Source organism: Microbacterium saccharophilum, from assembly GCF_007992455.1.
Taxonomy (GTDB): Bacteria; Actinomycetota; Actinomycetes; order Actinomycetales; family Microbacteriaceae; genus Microbacterium; species Microbacterium saccharophilum.
On the sequence record NZ_BKAH01000019.1, the window covers coordinates 17,096 to 41,047 of the forward strand.

The following is a 23,952-nucleotide window of genomic DNA, read 5'->3' on the forward strand; positions in this document are numbered from 1 at the left end:
CCATCCAGTACGAGCGTGCTGGCACAGGTGCGATCGACTCCATCATGCAAGCGCTGAGCGACAGCTGCTCGGACGAGTACGAGATCGCGACCGACTACCTTTCCAACTCCACGGACAGCGAGTTCAGCATCGACTCCTGCGACGAGCTGCTCGGCTACGGCATGAGACCCGAGGCTGTCACGCTGCTCGAACAGGACGGCCGGTGCAGTTACGGCGAGTCGGCAGCCGCTCCCGCGAGCCCGCAGTGGCCGAACGGAGGACTCGGATGGGACCAAGCCCGGGGCCAGGCAGGAACCGTGCAGCGCGTGTGTGGCCCGCTGATGAGTTCCCGCGAGACGAACGATGGCACCTTCGTCAATGTAGGCAGGGACTATCCCTCGGCCGACCGATTCACGTTCATCTTCTGGGACATTTCTCTCGAACCGATCGAACCCGGCGTGACAGTCTGCGGAAGCGGCGAGATCTATCTCTACGACGGAGGCGTCGCGCAGATGGAGATGAGCGACCCTGGCGCGCTGGAAATCTGGCGTTAGCGCCCACATGGGGATATGAAACGAGCGTGCTGGGAGCCGTACGCGACGAACCTCCACCGGGCAATGCCCGTTTATGGATGGCGCTCGTGCTCTGCGGTCCTGTGGCGTAGCGTCGCGGCATGGATCCTTTCGACGAGGCGCAGCAACCGCGTTGCCCTGAATGCGGAACCGTACTTCGAACCGCTAGGCGCGGTTACACCTGCGCCGCTTGCGGTCTTTCTTTCTTCGATACGGTGGCTGGCGCCGAGCGCGTCGACCCGATGCGCTAACCGCGCCGCGACGAGCGCGGCGGCCGGCGACACCGGCGTCTTTGGCGAGCGCACGTCTGATGCGCTTTTCGCACGGCGTTGTGATGCCGACTGCGGTGTGTGTAACGAATACGATGATCCGCGACGAACCAGATTGGTCGTTGAGCTCTGGGGAGTCGCAAAGTTGCTGGGATCTGTTGAGGGAGCGCGTCTGATCGCGCGCCGTGGTCTGTTCGTTCTTCTGTCGATGGTGTTGGCTGCGGGGGCTATCGTCGCCTCGCCGGAGCGGGCGTCGGCCGCGGAGCCGTCTGTACCGGGCGCATTCGTGAGCATGTCGCCCACGCGTCTGTTGGATACGCGTGTCGGTAATGGTGCACCTCAGCGTGCGGTGGCGGCGAACTCGACGGTCGCGCTCCAGGTAGCTGGCCGCTCTGGTGTTCCTGCCGGCGTCGCGGCTGTCGTTATGAACGTGACGGTGACGGGTCCGTCGCGGGATGGGTTCGTGACGGTGTATCCGTCGGGGACGGCGATGCCGACCGCCTCGAACCTGAACTTCAACGGTGGGCAGACGATCCCGAACCTCGTCACCGTGAAGGTCGGCGGAGACGGTGTCGTGAACCTCACGAACAACTCGACCGGCACCGTCCACCTCCTCGCCGACGTCGCCGGGTACTACCTTCCCGGTGTGCCGACGGAGCCGGGCACGTTCGTCAGCCTCGACCCGGCCCGACTACTGGACACTCGTACAGGTCTTGGAGCTTTCAGCGCATCCCCCGTCTACCAGTATCAGACGGCTTCTCTGCAGGTGACGGGACGCGGGGGCGTGCCCGCGACGGGTGTGTCCGCGGTCGTCGTGAACGTGACCGTGAAAGCGTCCTACGCGGCGGGGTTCATCACGGTGTACCCGTCGGGAAGCGCGCAACCCACCGCCTCGAACCTGAACTTCTCCGCCCAGCAGATCATCCCCAACCTCGTGACGGTGAAGGTCGGGCCGGACGGGCGCATCAACCTGACGAACAATTCCGCCTACTGGTCGGACCTGATCGTTGACGTCGCCGGGTACTACCTCGCGGGCACACCTACGCAGGCCGGCGCGTTCGTGAGTCTCGATCCTGCACGTCTGCTCGACACGCGCGTCGGTAACGGTGCACCGGCGTCACCCGTCGCCCGGTACGCCTCTGCGGGACTGCAGGTCACCAACCGGGGCGGGGTCCCCGCGACGGGGGTCGCCGCGGTCGTCGCAAACGTCACCGTCACCGCACCTTCCGCACCCGGGTTTATGACGGTCTACCCGTCGGGCTCGGCGATGCCCACCGCGTCGAACTTGAACTTCTCCAGCGGCCAAACCATCCCTAACCTCACGACGGTGAAGGTCGGCGCGGACGGCAAGATCGCCCTCACCAACAACTCCGCCGGCGACGCCCACCTGATCGCCGACGTTGCGGGCTACTATCTGGGCGAACCGGCACAACCGGACTACGCTGCCGCCGCCCTGCAGCTCACACACGACCTCCCCGCCATCAGCGCATGGGAGGCCTCTACCAAGCTGGGCACCCTGACGGTGAAGCCGGCGGGTTCGATGGCCGGCTACAGCCGAGACCTGTTCCCGCACTGGCGCGACGCGACCAACAACGGCTGGCCCCCGATCCCCAACTCCACCTGCGACGTCCGTCAAGCGTCCCTCTACCGAGAAGGCACCGGCGTCAACTACACCTCAGCGTGCGACATTCTCAGCGGTTCCTGGGTCGACGCCTACACCGGAGTCACGCTCTACGCGGCCTCCGATGTCGATATCGACCACGTCGTTCCCCTCGCCGACTCGTGGCGTTCCGGTGCCGCCGCCTGGACGACAGCGCAGCGGACGACTTTCGCGAACGATCGCCTTGTTGTCGTCGCTGTGGATGATGCGGCCAACCAGTCCAAGGGTGACAAGAGTCCGGACGTTTGGAAGCCGCAGAACCAGGCTGCGCATTGCCTCTACGCGAAGCGGTGGATCGCGATCAAATCCAAGTACGCTCTCAGCATCACCAGCGCCGAAAGCTCCGCGCTGTCACAGATGCTCGGCACCTGCGCAAACTAGCTATCGAAGGGTTGCGAATGTCTGCAACGAAGCCGACGATCGCGGCGTTCACCACCCCACCGGGGGGTGTGATGACCAAAGAGGTCGGCACCATCACCGGTCCCGTCGAAGCGTGGATCGAGGGCGCCACCGTCCGAATCCGATACGCAGGCGCAGCAGACACCTACAGCGCCGGCGACGTCTCCACACGTACCCTGCAACAGGTTGTTGACGAGCTCACAACCGACCCCGGCATCGACGAGTACGGAAACCCGCGGTACGTCGAGCTCGCGTGACGCACGCTAACCCCCGCTCAACGCGCAAAGCACGAATAGGGATCCGGCACGACAGCGAGGGCGAGTACTTGCTCGAGCGCTGTATCGACGAAGGCCACCGCGACCTGATGCTTCCGCGAATGGTCGGCGCCGGCCGATAACCGGGACACTTTCCCGTGAGGAGCTTCAGGAGCAGCGCCGCCGGACGCATGCCAGCTGAGGTTCAGCGGGCGAGGTCCTGCAGGAATCTAACCATCACCGTCTTGGCATCCTCTCTAGTGAAGTCATAGCCTGCGGCCCACCAGTCGGGGCCGTGGACAATGTCTCGGGCTGGCCGCCACTCCCCCTGTAGCCAGACAAAAGGGAACTCCCTGTCGGCGTCGTCCGGCTGATTCCTGCGGAGTGTCAGGATCCGAGCTTCTCCACGCCGCTCCGTTTCCATCGCGGTCACACGTGCCTTGTACGCCCTTCGGAGTTCTCGACGCGGGGCGCCGGGCCACGGCCGAATCCTCTCGGGCGTGCGGTGCACCGTGGCGAGAGCTGACCGCTGAATCCAGTAGGCGGACCCACCCGCATCTCTCGGGATCCGCGGGATGAAGTCGTCCACGAGAGCCTGCAGGTTGGGGTGGACTCGAGTGACGCAGAGCCCGCCGCCATGTTCCTTCCACAACTCATAGAGCGCCTGGCGGTCTTGTTGCTGCTGATTCGCCTCATGTACGAGGTCATCGAGTTCGGACACGACATCAGATTGGCATGCCGCTGCCCGAGCTGCTTTGCACGACGCCGCTTCCGTTCACCGGCGCTCAGTCAACCCGCGGGTCCTGGCTTGTCAGCCCGGCCCGCTCTGGGTGCCGGACGCGATGTACCCCCACCGGGCAATGCCCGTTTATGGATCCCTGGTGCTGGCGCGCCTCGAGCGGTACAAGTTTGCGAGACGACTCTCGTGAGCGCTCCCCTGCTAGCTTCGAGCCGTGACGGTTGAACCGCAGCCAGCCGACAAGCGCATGCGATTGCGTTACGCCGGCGCCTGCCGACTCTGCGGTGCGAGCCTGCCTGCCGGCACCGACGCCATCTATGAGCGCGAGTTCAAGACGGTGAGCTGCGTCGAATGCTCGGCAACACCAGTCGAATCCGACACCGGCGTCGCCGGCGCGTCGGCCCGTCGAGAGCACGAGCGCCGCAAGAACGCAAGCGAGCATCGCATCCGCACGAACCACCCGAAGCTCGGCGGGCTCATCCTCGCCCTGACGGAAGACCCGGAAAGCACCGAAGCCTGGCAGCGCGGCGCGATCGGAGAAGAACGCCTCGCTGAGTGGCTCAATGAACTGCCCGAAACCCTCCGCGTTCTCCATGACCGCCGCATCCCCGGCACCCGCGCAAACATCGACCACATCGTCGTGTCACCCTCGGGGGTGTGGGTGATCGATGCGAAACGATACAAGGGCCAGCGTCCCTCCCTTCACGTAGAGGGCGGCATCTTCCGGCCACGTGTCGAAACACTGCGCGTTGCCGGACGCGACAAGACCAAGCTCGTCAACGGCGTTCACTCACAGATCACGCGCGTCACCGCCGCGTTGCCGGACGGGAACGTCGACGTGCATGGCGCCCTCTGCTTCGTGAAAGCTGACTGGCCGCTCATCGGAGGATCCGTGCCGGGCGGCGCATGTCCGGCGAATCTGCGATCGCGTAGGCGATACCGTTTCGCCCATCTGAGTGCGTGCGATCTCCGTGCGGTCTTCTGCGGTTGAGTCTGAGTCAGTCGCCCCCCGGGCAGCGGTCGCGAGTAGCCGGTCCCAGACAGCCAGCCGATCGGACGGATCCCGCCCGACCAGCGAGCGTTCACCGGCGAGCCGCCGAACCGTCAGAGCGTGACGCTCCGCCCCACCCGCAGCACCCGCAGACGCGCCGCCCCCTCGTCGCCGACGATCAGGCGATCCCCGATCCGCAGGGCGTTCGCGAGCAATGGCGGCTCGGCGAAGTGCGCGACCTCGACCGGCTCACCGTCGTGGTCTTCGAGCAGGCCCGCGCTGCCGTCGTTCCATCGCGCCAGCAGGCCGCCGCGGCGCATCCGCCCGGCGCGCGACAGCGTCCGCAGGGCGTGAAGCGCCCGGTGGTCGCCGCGCATCCGCAGGCCGGCGTCGGCCGTGTCGATGCCCTCGGCGTGGCCCAGCAGCACGTTCGTCCCGAGCGCTCCGATGCTCGTCACGTCTGGTCGGTCGCTCTCACGCACTACCGACAGATCCGCTCCGACCTCGAGCACTCGCTCCGATGTCACGAGGTACGCGCCATGGGGGGCACGCTCGGCATCGACGACGGGTTCGCGGATGCCGGTGCGCACGAGCCGTCCGTCGGGCCGCAGCCGCGAGATCCCGTCATCTCCGTAGAGCAGCGCTCCTTCGCCGATGCGCAGCATCCCGTGGAAGCGCCCCGGCCATGCCGCGACCTCCCCCGTTGCGGTGCCTTCGCGCAGGTCGAACGCCTGCACCCGGTCCCCCAGCATCGCGACGACGGCAGGGCCGTCGGGCAGCTGCGCGAGCCCGACGGCGCGGGCGGGCTGTGCGAGCGGCACCTCGCCCACCACGACGAGGTCGGTCTGGCGGATCTCCAGCCCGCGGGCGGGCGCGTCCTCGGCGAACTCCAGATGAATATCGCCGACGCGAACGATGCTCACCTCGCGGTCTCGGCCCGAAGGCGTGACGACCACCGACACCCGTGTCGGCGAACCGGCCACGCCGATCGCGCTTGCGAGCACCTCCCCGTCGAGTCCGCGCAACTCCAATTGCTCTCCGTCGGGAAGGCCGTCGACCAGCACCTCCCAGTGGTGGAGCACCTCGTGCCCGTCCTCCGGCGGACGAGGAGACCAGTGCACGTTGTAGCCGCGATGCCCCTTGAACCACGGGTCGACGAGCTGCTGGCAATTCCCGATCTTCACCAGCAGCTCGGCCTGCAGCCGGTCGAGGTCGTCCTGAGTCACGACCGGCGGGGGGTCGAACCTGATGAACCGCGTGCCGCCGTTCGACCTCACCATGAGCTCGATCGGGAAGGCTGCTGCGTAGTACGCGGGCGGCGGCATCCCGATGTCGATGGACACCTCGATCGGAAGGCTGACGTCGTCGACGCGGATGTCAGCCGGCTGCACGGGACCGTCGAGCCTTCGCAGGGCAGGCGCTGCGCACAGCCGAAGGGGCGCGGTTCCGCGATTGCCGAGCGACACGCCGGCGCGCAGGATCGCGAACCGCTCGGGGTCCGACCCGAACAGGGCGATGAGCGCCATCGACGCTGCCCCGCACGAGACGCGCGGCACGTGCTTCGCGAATGGTCTGAACCCCAGCAGCTCCAACACGGCGTTCGTCGGTTCGCTGATCTGGAAGGCGCCGGCGATGGCGATCCCGTCCGGATGCGCGATGAGGTCGGTGGCGGTCGCTCGCGCGACGCCCGCGATCCCTGGGATGAGCACGTCGCGGTCAACGCGCACCTTGGCGGGGTCGGGTTGCGACACCGCGGTCTGGAGCTGCTCGCCGACCGCGTCGACGATGGCCTCGCCGATCAGGTGATATAGGAAGGCGCGGAACGGGATACCGAAGCCGTCGAGCAGCGTGACCACGAGGTTGCTGAGCGCCCCGACGGGGTTTACGATCCCGGCGAAGTCGATCTCGGCGCTCAGCCGGTTCGGCCGGTCGACCCACACGGTGAGCGAGACCCGCGGCTGCGCGGACACGGTGATGTCGAGGTCGATCTCGTCTACCTCGACGAGGTGGTAGATGGCCAGCACGTCGACGTCGAGCCGCGCTGTGGCACCGAGCGGCACATAGGCCGCGCTCGGATAGGTCTCGAGGTCGTCGTTGCGCGGCAGGTTTTGCCATACCTCGTTGACGACGCGGTGCGTGATGTATGCGGCCGGGACATATAGGGCCCAATCCCGTCCCTGGCGTCGATCGACGATGAATCCCTTATGGAAGTTCTCCCACGCCGCCCAGCGCAGATCCTGCGACGCACGGATTTCGACGCGGATGACGAGCGTCGTCCCGGTGTCGTCGACGCTGAGGCCCGCGTTGAGGAATCCGGTCGGCAGCTTGAGCGAGTCCAGCCCCAGCCTCACTGTGCCCGAGGGAGCGAACAGGCGCACCTGGCCCGAGACGTACGATTCCAGTGCCGCGGTGACCCCGGGCGGAACCGGGACGGGGAGCGGGGGCGGCGGCCCGAACTCGACCTTGAGGGGCTCGGCCTTGAGGCAGCAGTCGTCGTCGAGCGAGAACGCCGTCAGCTCGTAGAACAGCGTCACGGGCCAGGCGACGAGCGGTGGATCGGCGTTCGGATTGCCGCGGATGTCGGCATCCGTCGTCAGTTGAAGCACGAGATCCTGCTCGAGCATCGTCCGGAAGCCTTTCGAGGCATCCCGCTTGCCGACCACGTCACCCCGCTGGACGTACGACACGTCGAACGTTGTCGGCTCATCGTGACGGAGGCGGCTGCTGCCGACATCCACTCGATCCAGCACGATCTGGATGCCGCCGACTGAGGGGAGCGCCGGGGGACAGAGGGCGAGCCTCCGGAGATAGCTGCGCTGCGCCGCGAGGAATCGCCCCACGTCGATCTGGAAATCGATCTCGGTCATCGCCGCATCCGATCAGATTCGAGCCGGCACCCCGTGTGTCAGCGTGGACCCCGTTCGGGGCCCTGTCAACACACTTCGTGTCAAGAAGTGTGGCGAGGCGTCGCGCGGAGTCGATGACAGCGGCGAGGTAGCGGGCGTCGGTGGCGTCGCTGCCGGTGATCATGCGGACCACGGGCGGGAGAGGCAGTGCGCACCAAAGGACTCTCCGTGCCCACGCGACCCTTCCTGCCGAACGGCCAAATGGGCTCCTATGCAACCGGGATCCCGTGGGTGTATCTTCCTCATCGGGGTGAGGTTGCGGAAGGAAACCGCATGAGTGGGCTGCGAAGTGGTACGGCGCGTACTCGCCGGCAAACGAACGCTAAACCTGCAGGAAGGATCTTGCCACCTTTGATTACCAGCCAGCGGGTGACGGCCCGGCCGGTCGTCCTCTCCCGAGAGGGCCACGCCGCGAGCGGAACCGTCAAACGCGGTGCATGAGCCTCTTCGAGTTTGATCGGGGGGTTGTTTCGACTTCAGCGACAGCCTCGACCAAGCGAGCAGGACACGTGCAGAGCTGAAGAGGCGCAATCGCGTCTGATTACTCAAACCTTCGCCGCGACAGGCAACGGAGGATGTTCTCTGTCGCGACAGACTTCGCTGAACTGAGGTCCGATGGTGATCGAAGAAGAACTCCGATCGAACGCGAATGTCCCGCCGGACGATCCGAATCTTGCGGAACCGCCGCTGGGCGGTGCGGTCGAAGGCATCCCCACGGACCTGCGCCTTGGCGCGCTCATCGAGCTCACGGATCGCGGCGATCGGATCGTGGTCGCGGATGGATCGACACTCACAATCTCGAGGCTCGTGCTGTCAGGTACGACCCTGCGCGCATGCGATCCCGAGGTTTGCCAGCTCCCGGGTGACGTGACGGCCGTCGTCGATGGACCTCTCGGGGTCGTGGCCGCCTTCCATAGCGACGGCATCCACCATCTGGCGCTCGTCGAAGGGGGCCGAGCAACCATCGTTCACGATTGCGACGGTGCAGTAGCGCAACTCGTCGCGTCCGGCGCTGACGTAGTTGTGGTCGAGGCGGGAGAATCGGCGCATCTCGTCCGGGTGAGTCTGCGACAGCGTGAGGTCGTTTCTCGACTCCGAATCGATCATCGCGATGTGACGGTCTCTGCTGACGATCAGGGCCACCTCCTCGTAACCGATCGACGCAGCAGAACGATTCGATCCCTGGATCGGACGATGACCGAGCGAGCGTGGGATTCCCCCGCACAGCCCGCCCGCGAAGGTCGCGGGTGCGACTGTAATGGGGGCCCTGACGCGCCCTCGGAATCAAGCGGCAAGAGTTGCCACGACCGACACCTCCGGTGCTCGTGCCGTGGCGAAAACGCCAATACGGACCCGGTAGACCTCGACGATGCGCGAGGGAATGACCCGACCCATAGCCACCCGCGCGGAAACGACGGAGATGTTGCCGAACCAGGGCCCGACGGTGGCCGAATCGTCGGGGACGGGGGGCGGGTCGATCACTATCCCCCCGCTGGGACGGGCCGGAGAACATGTGGGCGCGCGATGTTGTATACCGTCGATACGCTGCGCCGCATTGGTGGCTTCATCCTCGCGCGTGACGCTAGCGGCCGAACCCTCTCGCTCCTTTCTTCGGACATGAATCTCGTCAGCGAGTGGTCCCTTCCCCGCGGGTCACAGGTGTTGACCTCCCCCAGCGCGACGACCATGTTGTTGCGCCGTGGTGCCACCGGGAATTGGACTTGGTCAGATGTCCAGGTTGTGTCGGACCGCCTCCGCCCAGATCTGAATCGATACGTCATTGACGAGGACAAGTCCAAGACCTTCATTGGTCAGCAGATGCAGACCCTGTCGTGGGGACAGCCGTCCACTCCGACGAAGATCAAAGCGCTTGTGCTTCCCGTCATGGAGGGGAAGCAGAGCTTCTCGTCCCCTGACCTGGCCGGGTTCGCCGCCTACCTTCGACGGGTAATGGAGTCGTCTGTGCGCGACTATTACGTCGAGAACTCCTTTGGGAAGCTCACCGATGTGACTGTGGACGTGTTCGCCGGAAATGTGGGCCCGATCGGGCGTCCGCTCGTGCTCGCCCGTCCGCACCTCGCGGATTACTACTTCCCCGCCTATGACCCAGGTCGGCTCGAAATGACTCTGACCGGGTTGACGGGGTCGGAGACCGTGGAGTTCGACGGCCGGGAACGGCTGACTGTGCAAGCGAACCCACTGAAAGGCGGTCCTGCTGGCAAGGCCATCACCTTATCGATGTTCGCGCTGGCGCTTCGTGTCGACCACGATCTCTTCCCAGTACAGGTGAAGTTCCTCGGCAGCGAACGACTCACCATCAATGTCACGCTGCCCGACGGGACGGCGAAGAGTCTGACCCTGAGCTTCCCGGCAAAGACGATCGACATCGCAGACACGAACCAGATCTCAGGGCGACTGGGTGAGTTGGCGACCTATCTCGACGCCGTGATGGCGGCGGCAGAGACCGCAGCCGGCATCCCGGCGCGCATTTTTGCGTCGCCGAAGGTCGCACGGGTGCCCGCAGTGTCTATGCAGTTCGGTGCGCTAGTGGTGACCTGGACCGCGGCCAAGGCCACCGGTGTTCGAACACGCGTGCTGAGTGCGGTGGCGAGTACACCTGGTGGTGATCCACTCGGTCTATCGACCGCGCTCGTCGGAGTCATCCCCGTCACGTCGACAGGCCGCCTGGGACGCAGCCTTGAGCTCGCCGCGCTCTTGGGACAGGACGCTGCGGGGGCCGGATACAACGATCGGTACCTTGAGAACCCGACCGCGACGTTTAGCGGCGGCACTCTGAAGTCGACCATCTCCATCGCCACGCGGTACGGAGGGCCAGGGGCGTCGGTCACCCTGACCTCGAGCTCCGAACTCTCGACCCTGTTCAGCTCGTCGTTGTCCGTCCCGAACAGTGCGACCACAGCGAACTCGGCTACTGCGCTGCGTGACAGGAGCGAACTCTACGAGGATGCGTTGAGTGCGGCCGTGCAACGGCTGCGGGACGCGAAACGGGCCACCAACCTTTTCGCGGGGTACACGTGCGTGCTGGTGTTGCCAGTCGAGCCGTCTGCGGTCGCCCCGGGTGATCCGGCGGCGCCGTTGGCGACAGAGTTGTGGTCGGTTACGAACCTGCACCGCCCATTCGGATTCCGAGGAGCGGAGAACATCACGACGGTCATCGACAGAGTGGACAAGTCCATTCAGGTGCAAAGCGCGTGGGCATTGGTGTTCATGGCTAGCGGGCGGCCGGACACGGCGCTCATTGTGCATGAGGTCGGTCACGCGCTCGGGTTCGACGATCTGTATCACCAAAACGGATACCGTGATGAACTCGCGTACCTCGGGTCCTGGGCGATGATGGACGACCACGGGCTTATGCCCCACCACTGCGGGTACCACAAGTTGCAGGCGATGTGGATTCCGGACGGCGCAGGCACACCCGCCGACTATGGTCGGGTACTACCGATCGCGTTGCCAGAGGCCGACCGCACCACGACTACGGACTTCCTCCTTGTGCCCGTCGAACTGTGGCGCGATTCACTCGTTGCCTCCGCGCGTACCGCGTTTGGTGTGCCCGACACCGTCCCGGTTGTCCAACTCGGACGGATCGATCTCGGCGGTGACGGAGCCACATTCGGTCTCATCGAGGCGCACCAACCGGGCGCGAGGTTCAGCCGGAGTCTGCCCATCGCGACGGGCGGTGTGCTGATCACCAACGGGATCAGCTGGAGCCTGGACCAACGCTTCGCGATGAACGGGTGGTATCGGCGCCCGGTCCAATGGCTGAATCCCGCGAACGTGCTCCAGAATGCCGGCGACACCTTCGACTTGGCTCGGGCCCCAGAACTCGCGGTGAAGGGGGTGAAGGTCGCTGTGAAGGATCGCAGGCTCGTCGAAGGCGACGCGCAGGTCTACCTCGTGTCCGTGACACGCGAGAACGCGGAATTCGTCGACCTCTACTTCGAGAACCCACCCGTCTACTACAAGAATCCCGATCTCTGGGTGGACTGGCAGGGCAACAACGCGCCGACCGCGACTGATCTGGTCCCGTTCCACCAACCCGGTCAGCCTGTCGACCAAGGCGAGCCCATCCGAGTCCCCGCGAAGGAGTATGAACCGCATTGGGTCGTCGCACGGGTGCGGAACCGCGGACGGGTGAAAGCGTTGGACGTCAAGCTCAACTTCTACTACTTCGAGCCCCCTGGAGGTGGCGACGGGCAGCGACCGATGGACGTCAACAATCTCTCCGCCTACCACCTGATCGGATCGGTCACCCGTCCCGAGATCGCGGGGATGAACGCCCCCGACCTCGCATTGCGGCAATGGGATGTGCCTGCGGGCTTCAGCGGGCATACCTGCCTGCTCGTACAGATCGAGGACTACAGGATTCCAGAGGATGCCACCGGCGCCGTGCTGGGCTCGGATGATGTGTGGCTGCTGAACAACCACGCGCAAAAGAACGTCGACAAATACGAGGCGCTCAAGAGCAGCCCGTTCGCAGCCATCGACTTCGAGTTCAGCGTACGAAACGAAGGCGTCACACCAGAACTCGCCTACCTCGAACCCGACCAACTTCCCTATGGGATGACACTGACTGTCACTCCCGCAGACACGACGATTCCAGCGATGTCCACAGTGCGCTTCCGGTGCCGGCTTCAACTTGACGACACCATCATCGAGGCGGGTTGCGAAAATGATCAACGATTCCGGATCCACGCATGGCGTGAGGACCCGGAAAGTTCGGCCCGATGGGGCGGCGTGGAATATGAGATCCGTCCCCGGCAGCGCACGGCGGTCAACCTCCGGGGAACGTGGGACTACGACCAGACAGTCCGATTCTCGGGAACAGTGTCCCCCGATCCAGGAGGCGGCTCGGTCAAGATCCGAGTGGAGTTCGAGAGCAAGCCCGCAAAATGGATGACGTTGGCGGTCGGCGCTGGCGGAGCCTTTGAATGGAGCGGCATGGCTCCATCAGGCACATTCAGCGCCGAGGGCGTCGCCTGGTTCGACGGGAATCGGATGTTCGGCACCGCCCGCTCCCAGCTCGCGCGGACACAACACCCGCCAATCATTCGGTGACTTCGAGGTTCCGGTGGTTGGGCGAAGGAGCGGATACCGGCAGATCGACCTCAGAAAGGACACACACGATGGCACCGAATGATGGCTAATCGATAGCCGCGCCTCCCGGCTGAGAACCACGGTTTCAAATGCCCTCTTCGCGTCGCTGGTCGCCGACGCAGTGGCGAGTGCCCCGGATAGCGATTGTCAGACGACGGTCCCTCAGCGGGACGATTGTCACCGATCTTGCGACTAGTGCCCGGTGAGGGATCGAAGGTGTCCACCTGGACCGCGGCATGCGCCACTATGGTCGTGAGGATCCGAGGAAGGAAACAACGTGGGATTTCGCGTGCGTAAGTCGATCAAGATCGTGCCGGGTGTCCGGCTGAACGTGTCGGCTAAGTCGGTCGGAATCAGCGCCGGCGTGAAGGGCGCGCGTATTAGTGCGAATTCCAGCGGGCGTGTCACCCGCACCGTCGGCGTCCCGGGAACAGGCGTTTCGCACTCGAAGACAATCAATACCCGCAGCAGCGGCGCTGCGAAGAGTCCCGCCAGAGAACCCGTGACAGCTCCGCGGCCCGTGCAAGCGTCGACTGTCAAGCCGGGGTTGATGGCCCCGGGGTGGGAGAAGGCACTGTTCAAAACGCTCAAGAAGGTTGATGGGCCGAAGCTGCATGCCCTCGCCCAGCAGCATCCGGACCATAACCAGACGATCTCGTACATCGAGATGGTTGAGGTGGCACTCCCAGCCGGGGACACTGCTCGCGTGCGAGCGCTCCTGAATTGGCTCCACGACGTCGCATACCGACCGGAAGACGATGCGTTCGTCACGAAGTACCTCCCGCGGCGCACCGTTGCTCTGCCCGTCGCACAGGGCATCTCCGCGACCATGCCCGCCACCCGTGACGCGTTCATGCTCCTACTCGCTGAGATCGAGCAGGCCGATGGTAATCGCGCCCGCGCTATCGAGGTCGTTGAAGGCCTTGAGCCCACGACTATCGCCGCCGTCTCGCTGGCGGAACTGTACGCAGAGGAGGGCAGGTGGTCCGACATCATCGATCTCACTAATGGGCTGACGAACGAAGATGAACCGTCAACATACTTGCTGATTCAGCGAGGTGGAGCTTTGCGCGAGCAGGGCTATGCCGAGGCGTCGCGTGAGGCCTTGAAAGAAGCTCTCCGGATTCGGAGCCGGCCGACGGAGCTGCGGAATCTCGCGCTGGTTGAGCGCGGCAAGACATACCTGAGCGAGAACAAGAGGGCGATGGCCCGCAAGGATTTTGAGCGAGTGATGGCGGACTCTGCCGACTGGCCAGGGCTCGACGAACTCATCGCAGCAAGCTCCTGACATCGCACACGCGACGGCTCGCATCAAATCGACGTCTGCACCCTCAGCGTCCCTCTATCGCCAATTGCGCGTTGAGGGATCCCGTCGGCGCTCGATGGCCCCGGCTGCGCGTGATGCTTGCGAGAGCAGTGGGAGAATGACTGGAGACCGGGCAGGTTCCGCAAACGGGGTGCGCGCGGCCGGCCGTGGTAGCTCATATGTTGGACTTGTGAACAGTCGAGTTGCGCGATGAGCCTCACCGGTCAGCTGCGCGACCCGGGCTCGCCTATCCGGGAGTATCTAGAGCGCATTTCGCCCCGAGTCGCATCATCCGCACAGAAGCAGGATGCGGCGGATCCTCTTGGGTTCGCTGACCTCGCGCAGTCGCGGTTGCTCGTCCCCCGACCGAAGGGCGTCGACGGGAGTCTCGTCGGGATGGCGTTCGACTACCGTGCGCGGATCGAGTTGGGTGGCTTCGATGCGCTCACATCGACTGCGGCGGCTGGTGTGTCGCGGGCTGATGAGTACCGGGGACTCGTTGACAACGCAGACCACCGGTTGGCGGTGCTGCAGGGCACGTTTGAAGCCGCCGTCGAGTTGCTCCGATCCGAGAGTCAACTCGACTTTGACCGAGCGTCAGTGCTGCTTGCTCACTGTGAGCGTGTCGTACGTGTAGGTTCACGCGCACTGTCCGGTTCGACGGGCGCGGAGCTGGACGCCGCGGCGGACGGTTGGGACTTCGCTGACAACATCGACCGCCCGCTTCTCGACGACGTTGGCGCTCTCCTCGGCGCAAGCCGTCCACAGCTCGCGAGCTGGAAGGAGGAAATCACCGACGGCCAACCCTACGAGCCGAACCCACATTTCGTAGGCGCCTCACTCGTTGGCGGCGCGGACGGCGACTGGCTGATCGGGGAGACGTTGATCGATTCGAAGGTCTACTCGCATCTCAACGTTTCCTCGCTCCGTGCGCACATCATTCAGCTGCTCGGTTATGTGATGCTCGACCTCGACGATGCCCTCGGCATCCGGCGCGTCGCCGTTTGGTTACCTCGCCAGCAAGTTCTCGCGACGTGGTCGCTGACGCGTCTGCTCGGAGGAGATCCGGAAGAGCTCCTCCCGACGCTCCGCGAAGGCTTCGTGAAGGCGACGGGCCGGCGTCAGCTTGCACGCCACGAGCCGGTGCCTCAGCGGCGCAGACACCAAATGCTCGCTGACAATCGACACACGCCGTACGTGACCCTCGAGGAACTCGCGCTCAGCAACGACGCCGACATACGACGCAGGGTCGGTCGCAACTCCGTCGCCCCGGAGGCAGCTGTTCGACTGCTTGCCCACGACCGCTCCTGGAGTGTCCGCGAAGGCGTCGCGATGAACGAGGCGGCCCCAGACGACGTCCTGCAAACGCTCTCGACGGATCGAAGCAAGGCTGTCAGGCTCGCCGTCGCTGCGAACCCTGGGGCGCCCCGTGCCGCAGTGAGCGCACTCACGACAGATATCGACCCCAACGTTCGCTGGAGTGCGCGCACCAACGACGGCGAGGTCACGCACGCGCCGGGTGCACTCGCGATCCCCGAATCCTCAGCAACAACGTCAGGGATCGTCGCCGCCACCAACCGCGACAGCGCCGCGTGGAACTCAAGAGTGGTCGAGCGCCTTGTCCATGTGATGCTCGACTCTGGGCCGTGGCCCGGCTGGCGACTCCCGATACCCGATGAATCGTTCAACTCGGCAATTCGCGAAGGACAGGACGTTCGCGCCCCTGACTGGCTTCGAGCCGGAATACCACGCCAGGTCGCTGAAGATCTCCGCCGCGCAGACCGCCCAGAGTGGCTTCGGTGGCGAGTCTCGTGGGCGCTTCCGATTGACGACCCAGTTGTGCGGGCGGACCTGCTCGCCGACTCCAACCCGGATATCCGGTGGTGGGCGCTGCAACAGACGACGTCGATCGATGCTCCGGACCTGTCCGAGAAGCTGCTGGAGTTGGCTTCCTCGAAGCCAGCCCGCGTGGCATTCCGCCGCGCAGGCCTCGACCACCGGTACGAGGCGAAGACATCCCGTGAGTATGACGCCGAGGTCCTCGAAGTTGTCGCTGCACACCGCTCGTCACCACCCCAACTGCTGGCCGAACTCTCGGCGGCGACCAGCACCAGCATCCGCCTAAGACTGGTTGACAATCCTGCGCTCCCGAACGCTGATCGTGCGGCCATCGTCGAAACGCTCCTAACCGCGCGGAGCTCCGAGGCACGGGTGGCGCTCGCGCGTATCGGTGTGCTCTCCTCAGAAATCATCAAACGGCTCGAAGCCGACCGCGACAGCTACGTGCGCGAAGCAGTTGCGGGTCGGGAGGACCTGACCGATGAGACGATCAACGCGCTCGCTGTTGACAGGGAGTGGACGGTCCGCTTGGCTCTTCTACAGAACGCCTTCGTAGCCGAACGTGCTCCTTCCAACTTCATCGTCGAGGTGTTGCGCAACGCCCCCGAGGCCTCCGTACCCGACGTCCTGGAAATCATCGAGGAGTTACACGAAGCCGACGAGTTCGACACCGCGATTGTCGATGCGCTTGAACGCCTGTCCAAGAGCCGGGTCCGTGCCCCGGACCTACGCCGAACAGCCGCGCGTCACGCACGAACCGGTCCTCGAACGCTCGAACGCTTGGCCCGGTCGACGGACGCTCAGCTCCGTGAGGACGTTGCGGGCAACAGCAACACTCCGCCAACCGCGCTCGAAAAGCTCTCGCGGGATGAGGCTGCGGACGTCCGCGCGGCGGTGGCCCACAATGCTTCGACTACTAAAGCTGTCTTGACTGACCTCTCCCACGACGGCGATCCCAAAGTCCGCGCGGCCCTCACCAGACTCAGTCAGCTCGAGCTCGGAGCCCTGGCTCGACTACTCGAAGACGAGGATGCTGGCGTGCGCCGCGCCGCGCAACGCCACCCATCGGCAGAAGAAGCCGCTCGATGCCACGGGCAACCGTCAGATTCGGGGAATGAACTCACTCGCGCAACCGAACCTGAGCCAGTTGATCGACAGGTCTTCGAGGCGATGGCGGGCGACAAGCGCGCCGAGGTGCGAATGAGAGCGGCCTACGATCCCCGGACGCCACCCGACATCCTGGAGTTCCTGGGCGGAGAGCGCCGGAGCAGCCGCGTTCGACGAGCCGTCGCCGCGAACCCGAACGCACCCGCACGTCTCTTACGTTTGCTCAGCGCCGACGAGGACGAGCAGGTCCGGCAGGCCGTCGCGTTCAACGGCGCTACCAAACCCGACGTGCTCGTTGACCTCGCCGGAAGGAGCATCGACCTCGCACTCATAGTCGCGTTGAATCCAGCGGCGCCCGACGACGTGCTGGCAGCGCTCTCCGCGGACCCGGAACCGCTGGTGCGGCACGTCGCCGCAGGAATGAGGCTCGGTAGGCGGATCAGTCCCGACTCGCGACCCCAGCACTCAGTCAACGCTGCGAGCGACAGCTGACGCCAACGACGGGTACGCGTCCACAGAACCGCGCTCCTGTCTGCGCGGCAGCCACCTCGCCCCTCCGCGAGCACCCGCTGCGTGAACGCAAAAGTCCCTCGTGCGGGCGATGCCCGCAGAGGGATCCCGACAGCGCGATGGAGCCGTTAGCACTGGGACCGGCGGCTTCAGCTGGGGAGCAATACGATCGGAGCAGGAGGATCCGTGGACAGCACGTCGGAGTGGCGCATCGATGACGCGGCCGCATATGACGCGGTGCGCTCTGCGGCCGTCGATGCCGCTGTCCGTTTCGCACGCGAGGGCGACGTGGCCTCCGCAAACCGCGTCCTCGCGGCCGTGGCGGCCGTCGACGGGTTCGACCGTGCAGCTATCGACGAGCTCGCTGAGAACTTGGATGTGTGGCAGCTGGACTCCTCCCATGGCTGAGCCGGCCGCGCCCGGTAGCGCTCTGGAGGAGCACTTCCACCAGACCGTTGAGCCGTTCCTCTTCTTTCACGCCCGAAGCGCGGCTTACCCGTCGCTGACTCTGTTGGCTTCCCCGCTTGCCGCAGGGCGTTCGCGTGCGCTTCCGCGGTTCAGCCCGGCGGCGGTTTCCCTCAACGCCGCAGACATCCGCCTGATGGCTCCCCCCGAGAGCGATACTGCAGAGGCTGCGGCAGCGTTGCTGCAGCTGGCGCTCGCTCATGCCCGCCACAACCGGTTCTCGGTCGCTCTCGATGGACACTTCCGCACCCCTGCTGTGGCGGCGGGACTGTCCCGGCTGTTCTCGTCGTCCGGCTTTTCGACGCGGTTCGTCGCGATTGCGGAGCGGGAGGCGGAGGTGCGGATGTCGGAGGCATCGTCGCGGCTCCTGCAGTGGCGCCGCGGATCCGACGACGTAGCCACGCGCCGAACGGAGCCGATGACTTCACTCCCGGTGTTGAGAGCGATGGCGGAGGATCCTTCTTCGGTCCAGCAGGTGGTTGTGCTGTCACGCACAGGAGATGTGGTCTTCGACTCGGAGAAGGCAGACCGAGATGGGGCGCCGTCTGCGTTCGAGGCCGCGGCGGCGGCGCAACTGGGGACACTGCGATCGACACTCTGGTTGAGCCAGCTGCGCCATATGACGCGGTTCCTCGGCGCGCAGCGGTCGGCGCCACGGTGGGCGGTGGATGATCTGATCGAGTTGCACGAGATCGCGTTGACGGAGATCGTCCCGGAGTTGCCGATCCGGGACGATTCGGAGTTCACCCGCATCCAGACTGAGCGTCTGTCCGCGACCTTATCGGTGCTCCGCGCCTCCGTCGGCACCGAGGCTCGTGAAGATGTGCCTTTGTCGCTCCCGACGCCGGCGCCCACGGCGCCGAGTCGCTCCCTCTAGCGGACCTGAACCGGCCAAAGAGCGCGGCGCTATCCACGCGACGGCATCGGCGTGCGGCTGGCAGACCCGGTGCCGGGGCTGTCGGTGTCGGGTCGTGGGGACTGTTGCCGATGCGTCGGTTCTCTGGCCGGGTAGATGAGTCGGTGGAGTCGGGCGAGTTTGTCGCGGTCGCCGGTGGGGACGAGGTGCGCGGCGGCGTGGCGGAATGCTTCGGCGCGCAGCCGCCGGGCGGTTTCGGCCGGGATGTCGTACGGGTCGCGCCCGAACGTGACGCGGGCAATCGAGTCCATCCGGACTTCTTCAGCGATACGTGCGCGGTGCCGGTCCTCGTAACCGCCGACGAGTGTGGGGAGCGCGTGCAGCCACGCTTGGCGCTCCCTCTCAATCGTGGCGTCTCGGAGAAGGTCACCCGGCGGCGCCGACGGGGCGGCTCCCGTGATTCGGTCGCGGGCAGCGAGGATCGCCACTCGGGTGTGCGCGACGGGGTCCAGTTCGCGCCGGAGCGCCTGCTTCTGCACGGCGGTGCGGCGCCTGGTGTAGAACTCGTCGGCGACCTTCTCGTTGGCGCGCTTCTCGTTGGCGTAGACCCGGTGCATCTGGCGGGGTGGGAGACCGAGTTGCGTGAGGCGGGTGCGGAGTCTGCTGGCTTGTCGGCCGCGGGCGCGTTGCTGTTCAAGGTTCTGCTGGTACCAGCGGCGATACCCGTCGGGGTCATCGTCCCGGCGTTTTCGGGCGGCGTCGCGTTGCTGCCGCCGGGTGGCGTCGGGGTTCCGGTCCCGCCAGGCCTGGCTCGCCTGCCGGGCCTGCGTGGCCGCCCGGTCGGGGTGGCGTTCGATGTAGCGTCGCCGGTACTCGCGGACCCGCTCCGGGTGGTCCCGCCGATACGCGCGGGCGCGGGCGCGTTCCTGTGCGCGGTGTTGGGCGTACCAGGCGCGCCCGCGCGCCCTCCGTTGCTCGGCGGCGGCTTTGCGCTCGGCGGCGCGGCGCATCGATTCCCGGTTATGCAGTCTGGCGCGGTCCCGGTTGGCGTCCTTCCACTCTCGGACGGCCTTGGCGAGCCGCTCGCGGTTGCGCTCCCGGTACGCGGCACGCTGCGCGCGTGCCCGTGGTGCGGCATCCGGGTCGTTCTGGATGAGGCGCCGGCGGGCAGCCGACCGCTCATCGGACGTGCTCACGAGCGGGGCCGTCAGCTGGCGCTCGGGGTGGCCGCGTAGACGAGCGCTGCGAGGTCGGCCCGGTGGGCGGTGGGGTCGATGATCGCCCGGCCGATCGCGTCCCGCAGGATGGTTGCGTCCGGGTCGGGTGCGGTGATGTGGTCGAGGACCCAGGCGACATCGCCGGCGAGGGAGTAGTCGGGGTCGTCGGCGTGGAGTTCGGGGTAGTAGAGCAGGGCGAGCATCGCGGTCTTGCGGATGATCTCGTCGGCGTCGTCGGTGGTCATGGTGCGGTCCTTTCGTCAGCGGGAGGGGCCGGGCCCGGTGGGTGGCGGCTCGGGGTGATCGAGGAGGGAGTCGGTCGGTGCGAACTGGTCGCGCGGTCTGCGGGGTGGGCCGAGGGGAAACCGGCGGTTCCGGTCCCCCGCCCGCCGCCCGTAAGGGAGGTACTCGTTGCGGATCGCGTGCGCCGGGTCGGCGAGGACCCAGTGGCAGCGCGCTCCGAGCCACACGGTGAGGTCGAGTTCGGCTTCTTCGGTCGAGCGCGCCCACACGCCGGCGATCCGCCCATCGACCAGTTGCGCGGTGTGCCACTGCCGTTCCCGATGCCAGACCCCGTAGGCGGCAAGTGTCGCGTCGATCGCGAGCCGGCGGGCGAGGCACTCGTCATCGGTCGCGGTGTGTCCGCGGATCGGGATCGCGGCGCGGATCCGTTCGCCAGCTTCTGCCAGCGTCTCCCCCGGTAGGGGGACGGTGGGCTGTTCGATCACGACTGCCCGCCATGCGTGCGGATGGTGGGATCGGGCTCGTTCATCGTCACCACACCCCAGCGCTGGTTGCGGCGACGTGGGTGCTGACTTCCAGGGCGAGGCGGGTGACCTCCCCGATGAGCCCTGCGGTGCGACGGTTGTCCGGCATCGCTGTCACGAGCTCGCCGAGGATGGGGGCGTCGGCGTGCGCCTTGTACAGCCGCAGCGTCTCGGCTGTTCGCGGGTACCCCCAGTCCGCGTCCAGCCGATGGGTCCAGGTGTCGCGCTGATCGGGGATGCGGGGGTCGACCTTGTTCAGCACGATCGCGTACCGGAGGTGCCGGGGTTCGATGAGGCGGTGGATGGTCCGCATGGTCGGCTCGACCGCGAGCGGCTCCGGGGTCATCGGGACCAGTGCATAGTCGGCGGCATCCAGCACCAGCTCGAGGGTCCGGGTCTCCTCGAGACTCCCCGGGGTGTCCACGAACACGAAGTCGTACTCCACTTTCAGCAGGGGCAGCCGGGCGAGGACGCTCGGTTGCTGCGGGCCGGCGTAGTCGAAGGGCAGCGGCCGGGCCACGTTGCCGGCCCACCACTGCGTGGACCTTTGCGGGTCGGTGTCGATCAGCAGCACCCGGTGCCGGCGGGACAGGGCGGCGGCGACCTGCATCGCGATCGTCGTCTTCCCGACGCCGCCCTTCTGGTTGGTCACCGCGATCGTGTACATCCCCGACCTCCTGCGTGTCCCGAATGACTATTGACACTAGTAGACGGCTTAGTCGTACACTTAGTCAAGGCCGGGCTGCGATTCCTGATTGCGGTCAAGCAAACTAAGGGGGTGAAGGTCGACGTGAAGACAATCGAGGGCAAGAAGATGTCGCATCGTGCAGCGACAGAGCCCATCGGTTCCGCATTGCGGATCGCGCCCGGTTTCAGCGCCACCACGGTGGACGATGAGACCGGCATCGAAACGACGCTCGACGCGATCTACGACGCCGACGCCGGCAAGTACGTCGTCACCACGATCGTGAACCGGGCCATCCGTCCCGGTTTCGACGAGATCGCACTCCGTCACACCGCGCCGCAGGCCATCCTGCAGGTCGCGGTCCCCCAGTGCGTAGCCGTCAAGCTCGACAAAGGCTGGACCACGATCTCCGAACTCACCCAGGCGGAGGGACGCATCATCCCGGACTGGCTCGCCTCCGAAGTCGTCAAACGCGGCACCAAGACGGAGCGCATGGAGGTCATCCAGATCCTCTACGGCGCTTCCGCCCTCGCCGGGCTCCCCCCGGTCCGCACCGTGCAAGTCGAACTCGGCGTCCCGCACCGCACCGCCAGCGACTGGATCGGCAAGGCCCGCGCCGCCGGATACCTCAAAGGAATGAGCTACACGCCTGGCCGCCAGGCGGATGAATGACATCAGCACTGCGTCCCTTGTCATCGCGGTGGACCATGTCACGGCGGCCGCCGCGATCGGGATCAGTCCGTCACGCTTGCGTCACCATGTGAGGCTCGGGGACATCACGCCGCACTTCTCCGGCTCGAAGCCGCTGTACGCAGTCTCCGAGCTGCAGCGATTCATCGAAGCTCTTCCGACCCACCCCGAGCGTCTGCTTACGGCGTGAGTGGGATGGTTCGGTGGAGTGCGCCCGTCGACCTGAGCGTTGCCTAAGCGGCGCGATCACGGACAGGGATCGGTCTTCTTCCTCGAAAGCCGCGGACTGTGGCGCGGGGTCATCGACAATGGGTTTCACTCGGACGGCAGGCGCCGGCAGCGGTACGTGCATGCCAAGACTCGCGAGGAGTGTGTCAGGAAGCTCCGCAAGCTGATGAACGAGATTGCTACATACGGTGAGCCACTGGATCATCACACCCACGTCGGCGATCTCGCCAAGGCGTGGCTGGAGGACGCCGGCGGACGACTCAAGCCCAAGACGATGCAGGGGTACCGGTCTGCGGTAGCAGCGAGCATCGTTCCCATCCTCGGGAAGCGGGTCGTTTCCGAACTTCGCCCCTCGGACGTGCGACGGCTGCACGCCGCGGTGTTCTCCCGCGGCGTCGGCGCGTCGAGTGTTGCCGGCGCCCACCGCGCCCTGTCGGCCATGCTCAGCTTCGCCGTAGATGAAGGGATGATCGCGCGCAACGTCGCCGAGTCCGTCGACATCCCGACTCAGGCACCGACAAACCGGGACTCCCTTTCGCGGGCGGAGACCCAGTCGCTACTGGAGGACGGCGACCCCAGGTGGGCCCTCAGCCTTCTTTCCGGCGCACGCGACGGCGAGTTGCGCGGGCTGCGCATCGAGGACATCGACTTCGATGCGAACGTCGCGCACATCTCCTGGAACCTCGCCGAAGCCACCTCCCAACACGGCTGCGGCGGGACGTGTGGCTACAAGCGCGCCAGCAACTGCCCCCAGCGCATCCTCGATGTCGCGCCCAACCTGGAATCGATCCCTCTCGAGGGTCGGTGGGTGCTCGTCCGCCCGAAGTCCTACAAGCCACGCCTTGTCCCCCTCACGCAGCCGCTCGCCGGCGCGCTCCGCGCCCACATCGAAGAGGACGACGGCTGGAACCCGCATGGTCTGGTGTGGCACCGCCCGCAGGGGACACCGCTCACCAACGCCGACATGAATAGCGCACTCCGACAGGCCCTTCGTCGCGCGGGTATCAAGCGCCCCGCGACGGTGCACTGGCTGCGCCACACATATACGACGATGTCCGAGCACGCCGGCATCCCGTGGGTGGTTTACTCACGGATCTCCGGGCATGCCAGCGAAGATATCTCCCGCCGCTACACGCACCAGCTCGAAGCTGAGGCGCGTGACGGAATCGCCCGCCTGGACGCCTATCTGCGCGAACGCCGTTGAGGCCAGCGGCTCCGGTCGCCGACGCCTAGAGTGGGCGGCAACCTTCGAGCCGGTCGGCTGGCACCGGCGCGGCCCCTACGGACGGCTTGAAACCTCTCGTCGCAGCAGCGAATTTGGTGCACACATAGGTGCACACATACGGGTGTTCTGCTGTGTCGCGCTGTGGCGTCCGCGGAAGAACTCACTCTGCCCAG

General features: G+C 66.0%; 19 protein-coding genes. 12 read left to right on the top strand and 7 right to left on the bottom strand.

Annotation, left to right across the window (positions count from 1 at the left end):
- The first annotated feature begins 44 nt into the window (after window positions 1-44).
- The 3 genes from MSA03_RS13495 (at window position 45) to MSA03_RS13505 (ending at window position 3,136) form a co-directional block, all read left to right on the top strand.
- Complete coding sequence (locus tag MSA03_RS13495) at window positions 45-533, top strand: hypothetical protein (RefSeq protein ID WP_147051403.1); 489 nt, start codon at window positions 45-47, stop codon at window positions 531-533.
- Between the two features lie 63 nt (window positions 534-596).
- Window positions 597-2,861, top strand: coding sequence for an HNH endonuclease family protein (locus MSA03_RS13500; protein WP_170245516.1), 2,265 nt, complete (start codon window positions 597-599; stop codon window positions 2,859-2,861).
- 17 nt (window positions 2,862-2,878) lie between these two features.
- Window positions 2,879-3,136: a hypothetical protein gene (locus tag MSA03_RS13505; protein ID WP_147051405.1), complete on the top strand. Its 258-nt coding sequence runs from the start codon at window positions 2,879-2,881 to the stop codon at window positions 3,134-3,136.
- Between the two features lie 202 nt (window positions 3,137-3,338).
- Here MSA03_RS13505 and MSA03_RS13510 read toward each other — a convergent pair whose 3' ends face one another.
- Window positions 3,339-3,854: a hypothetical protein gene (locus MSA03_RS13510; RefSeq protein WP_147051406.1), complete on the bottom strand. Its 516-nt coding sequence runs from the start codon at window positions 3,852-3,854 to the stop codon at window positions 3,339-3,341.
- Window positions 3,855-4,086: 232 nt separating this feature from the next.
- Between MSA03_RS13510 and MSA03_RS13515 the strand changes: the two genes are divergently transcribed.
- Window positions 4,087-4,863: a nuclease-related domain-containing protein gene (locus MSA03_RS13515; protein ID WP_244946437.1), complete on the top strand. Its 777-nt coding sequence runs from the start codon at window positions 4,087-4,089 to the stop codon at window positions 4,861-4,863.
- Window positions 4,864-4,976: 113 nt separating this feature from the next.
- Here the strand turns inward: MSA03_RS13515 and MSA03_RS13520 are convergent, their stop codons facing one another.
- Entirely contained in the window at window positions 4,977-7,730 is a 2,754-nt protein-coding gene (locus MSA03_RS13520; protein ID WP_147051407.1) for a hypothetical protein, read from the bottom strand.
- 852 nt (window positions 7,731-8,582) lie between these two features.
- On the bottom strand, window positions 8,583-8,912 hold the full coding sequence (locus MSA03_RS13525) for a hypothetical protein (protein WP_147051408.1): 330 nt from the start codon (window positions 8,910-8,912) through the stop codon (window positions 8,583-8,585).
- A gap of 381 nt (window positions 8,913-9,293) precedes the next feature.
- Here MSA03_RS13525 and MSA03_RS13530 point away from each other — a divergent pair, with 381 nt between their 5' ends.
- From MSA03_RS13530 to MSA03_RS13545, 5 genes are all read left to right on the top strand, one after another.
- Window positions 9,294-12,845 (top strand): hypothetical protein, encoded by a 3,552-nt coding sequence (locus MSA03_RS13530; RefSeq protein WP_147051409.1) that lies wholly within the window; start codon window positions 9,294-9,296, stop codon window positions 12,843-12,845.
- Window positions 12,846-13,173: 328 nt separating this feature from the next.
- Entirely contained in the window at window positions 13,174-14,172 is a 999-nt protein-coding gene (locus tag MSA03_RS13535; protein ID WP_218028829.1) for a DUF4236 domain-containing protein, read from the top strand.
- Between the two features lie 228 nt (window positions 14,173-14,400).
- Window positions 14,401-17,628, top strand: coding sequence for a variant leucine-rich repeat-containing protein (locus MSA03_RS13540; RefSeq protein ID WP_147051411.1), 3,228 nt, complete (start codon window positions 14,401-14,403; stop codon window positions 17,626-17,628).
- Between the two features lie 204 nt (window positions 17,629-17,832).
- On the top strand, window positions 17,833-18,054 hold the full coding sequence (locus tag MSA03_RS14405) for a hypothetical protein (protein ID WP_170245517.1): 222 nt from the start codon (window positions 17,833-17,835) through the stop codon (window positions 18,052-18,054).
- A complete protein-coding gene (locus MSA03_RS13545; RefSeq protein ID WP_170245519.1) occupies window positions 18,047-18,988 on the top strand; it encodes a zeta toxin family protein in 942 nt (313 codons plus the stop codon). Before MSA03_RS14405 ends, MSA03_RS13545 begins: the two co-directional genes overlap by 8 nt.
- A 29-nt stretch (window positions 18,989-19,017) precedes the next feature.
- Here MSA03_RS13545 and MSA03_RS13550 read toward each other — a convergent pair whose 3' ends face one another.
- From MSA03_RS13550 to MSA03_RS14510, 4 genes are read right to left on the bottom strand one after another with little or no spacing between them, the layout of a single operon-like run.
- Entirely contained in the window at window positions 19,018-20,163 is a 1,146-nt protein-coding gene (locus tag MSA03_RS13550) for a hypothetical protein (RefSeq protein ID WP_147051413.1), read from the bottom strand.
- Between the two features lie 11 nt (window positions 20,164-20,174).
- Window positions 20,175-20,429 carry a hypothetical protein gene (locus MSA03_RS13555; protein WP_147051414.1) on the bottom strand — a complete coding sequence of 85 codons (255 nt, stop codon included), beginning with the start codon at window positions 20,427-20,429 and terminating at the stop codon, window positions 20,175-20,177.
- Between the two features lie 15 nt (window positions 20,430-20,444).
- Complete coding sequence (locus MSA03_RS13560) at window positions 20,445-20,912, bottom strand: hypothetical protein (protein ID WP_147051415.1); 468 nt, start codon at window positions 20,910-20,912, stop codon at window positions 20,445-20,447.
- A gap of 46 nt (window positions 20,913-20,958) precedes the next feature.
- Window positions 20,959-21,618, bottom strand: coding sequence for a ParA family protein (locus MSA03_RS14510; RefSeq protein WP_147051416.1), 660 nt, complete (start codon window positions 21,616-21,618; stop codon window positions 20,959-20,961).
- 111 nt (window positions 21,619-21,729) lie between these two features.
- Here MSA03_RS14510 and MSA03_RS13570 point away from each other — a divergent pair, with 111 nt between their 5' ends.
- The 3 genes from MSA03_RS13570 (at window position 21,730) to MSA03_RS13580 (ending at window position 23,758) form a co-directional block, all read left to right on the top strand.
- Entirely contained in the window at window positions 21,730-22,308 is a 579-nt protein-coding gene (locus MSA03_RS13570) for a hypothetical protein (protein WP_244946438.1), read from the top strand.
- A complete protein-coding gene (locus MSA03_RS13575; protein WP_147051417.1) occupies window positions 22,301-22,516 on the top strand; it encodes a helix-turn-helix domain-containing protein in 216 nt (71 codons plus the stop codon). Before MSA03_RS13570 ends, MSA03_RS13575 begins: the two co-directional genes overlap by 8 nt.
- Window positions 22,517-22,720: 204 nt before the next feature.
- Window positions 22,721-23,758, top strand: coding sequence for a tyrosine-type recombinase/integrase (locus MSA03_RS13580; protein ID WP_147051418.1), 1,038 nt, complete (start codon window positions 22,721-22,723; stop codon window positions 23,756-23,758).
- The last annotated feature ends 194 nt before the right edge of the window (window positions 23,759-23,952 follow it).

Excerpts from the sequence above, each read along its gene's own strand:
- MSA03_RS13495 (WP_147051403.1), top strand. The coding sequence starts at position 45 with ATGCAAGCGCTGAGCGACAGCTGCTCGGACGAGTACGAGATCGCGACC.
- MSA03_RS13500 (WP_170245516.1), top strand. The coding sequence starts at position 597 with ATGCCCGTTTATGGATGGCGCTCGTGCTCTGCGGTCCTGTGGCGTAGC.
- MSA03_RS13505 (WP_147051405.1), top strand. The coding sequence starts at position 2,879 with ATGTCTGCAACGAAGCCGACGATCGCGGCGTTCACCACCCCACCGGGG.
- MSA03_RS13520 (WP_147051407.1), bottom strand. The coding sequence starts at position 7,730 with ATGACCGAGATCGATTTCCAGATCGACGTGGGGCGATTCCTCGCGGCG.
- MSA03_RS13530 (WP_147051409.1), top strand. The coding sequence starts at position 9,294 with ATGTTGTATACCGTCGATACGCTGCGCCGCATTGGTGGCTTCATCCTC.
- MSA03_RS13540 (WP_147051411.1), top strand. The coding sequence starts at position 14,401 with ATGAGCCTCACCGGTCAGCTGCGCGACCCGGGCTCGCCTATCCGGGAG.
- MSA03_RS13545 (WP_170245519.1), top strand. The coding sequence starts at position 18,047 with ATGGCTGAGCCGGCCGCGCCCGGTAGCGCTCTGGAGGAGCACTTCCAC.
- MSA03_RS13555 (WP_147051414.1), bottom strand. The coding sequence starts at position 20,429 with ATGACCACCGACGACGCCGACGAGATCATCCGCAAGACCGCGATGCTC.
- MSA03_RS14510 (WP_147051416.1), bottom strand. The coding sequence starts at position 21,618 with ATGTACACGATCGCGGTGACCAACCAGAAGGGCGGCGTCGGGAAGACG.
- MSA03_RS13575 (WP_147051417.1), top strand. The coding sequence starts at position 22,301 with ATGAATGACATCAGCACTGCGTCCCTTGTCATCGCGGTGGACCATGTC.
- MSA03_RS13580 (WP_147051418.1), top strand. The coding sequence starts at position 22,721 with ATGAACGAGATTGCTACATACGGTGAGCCACTGGATCATCACACCCAC.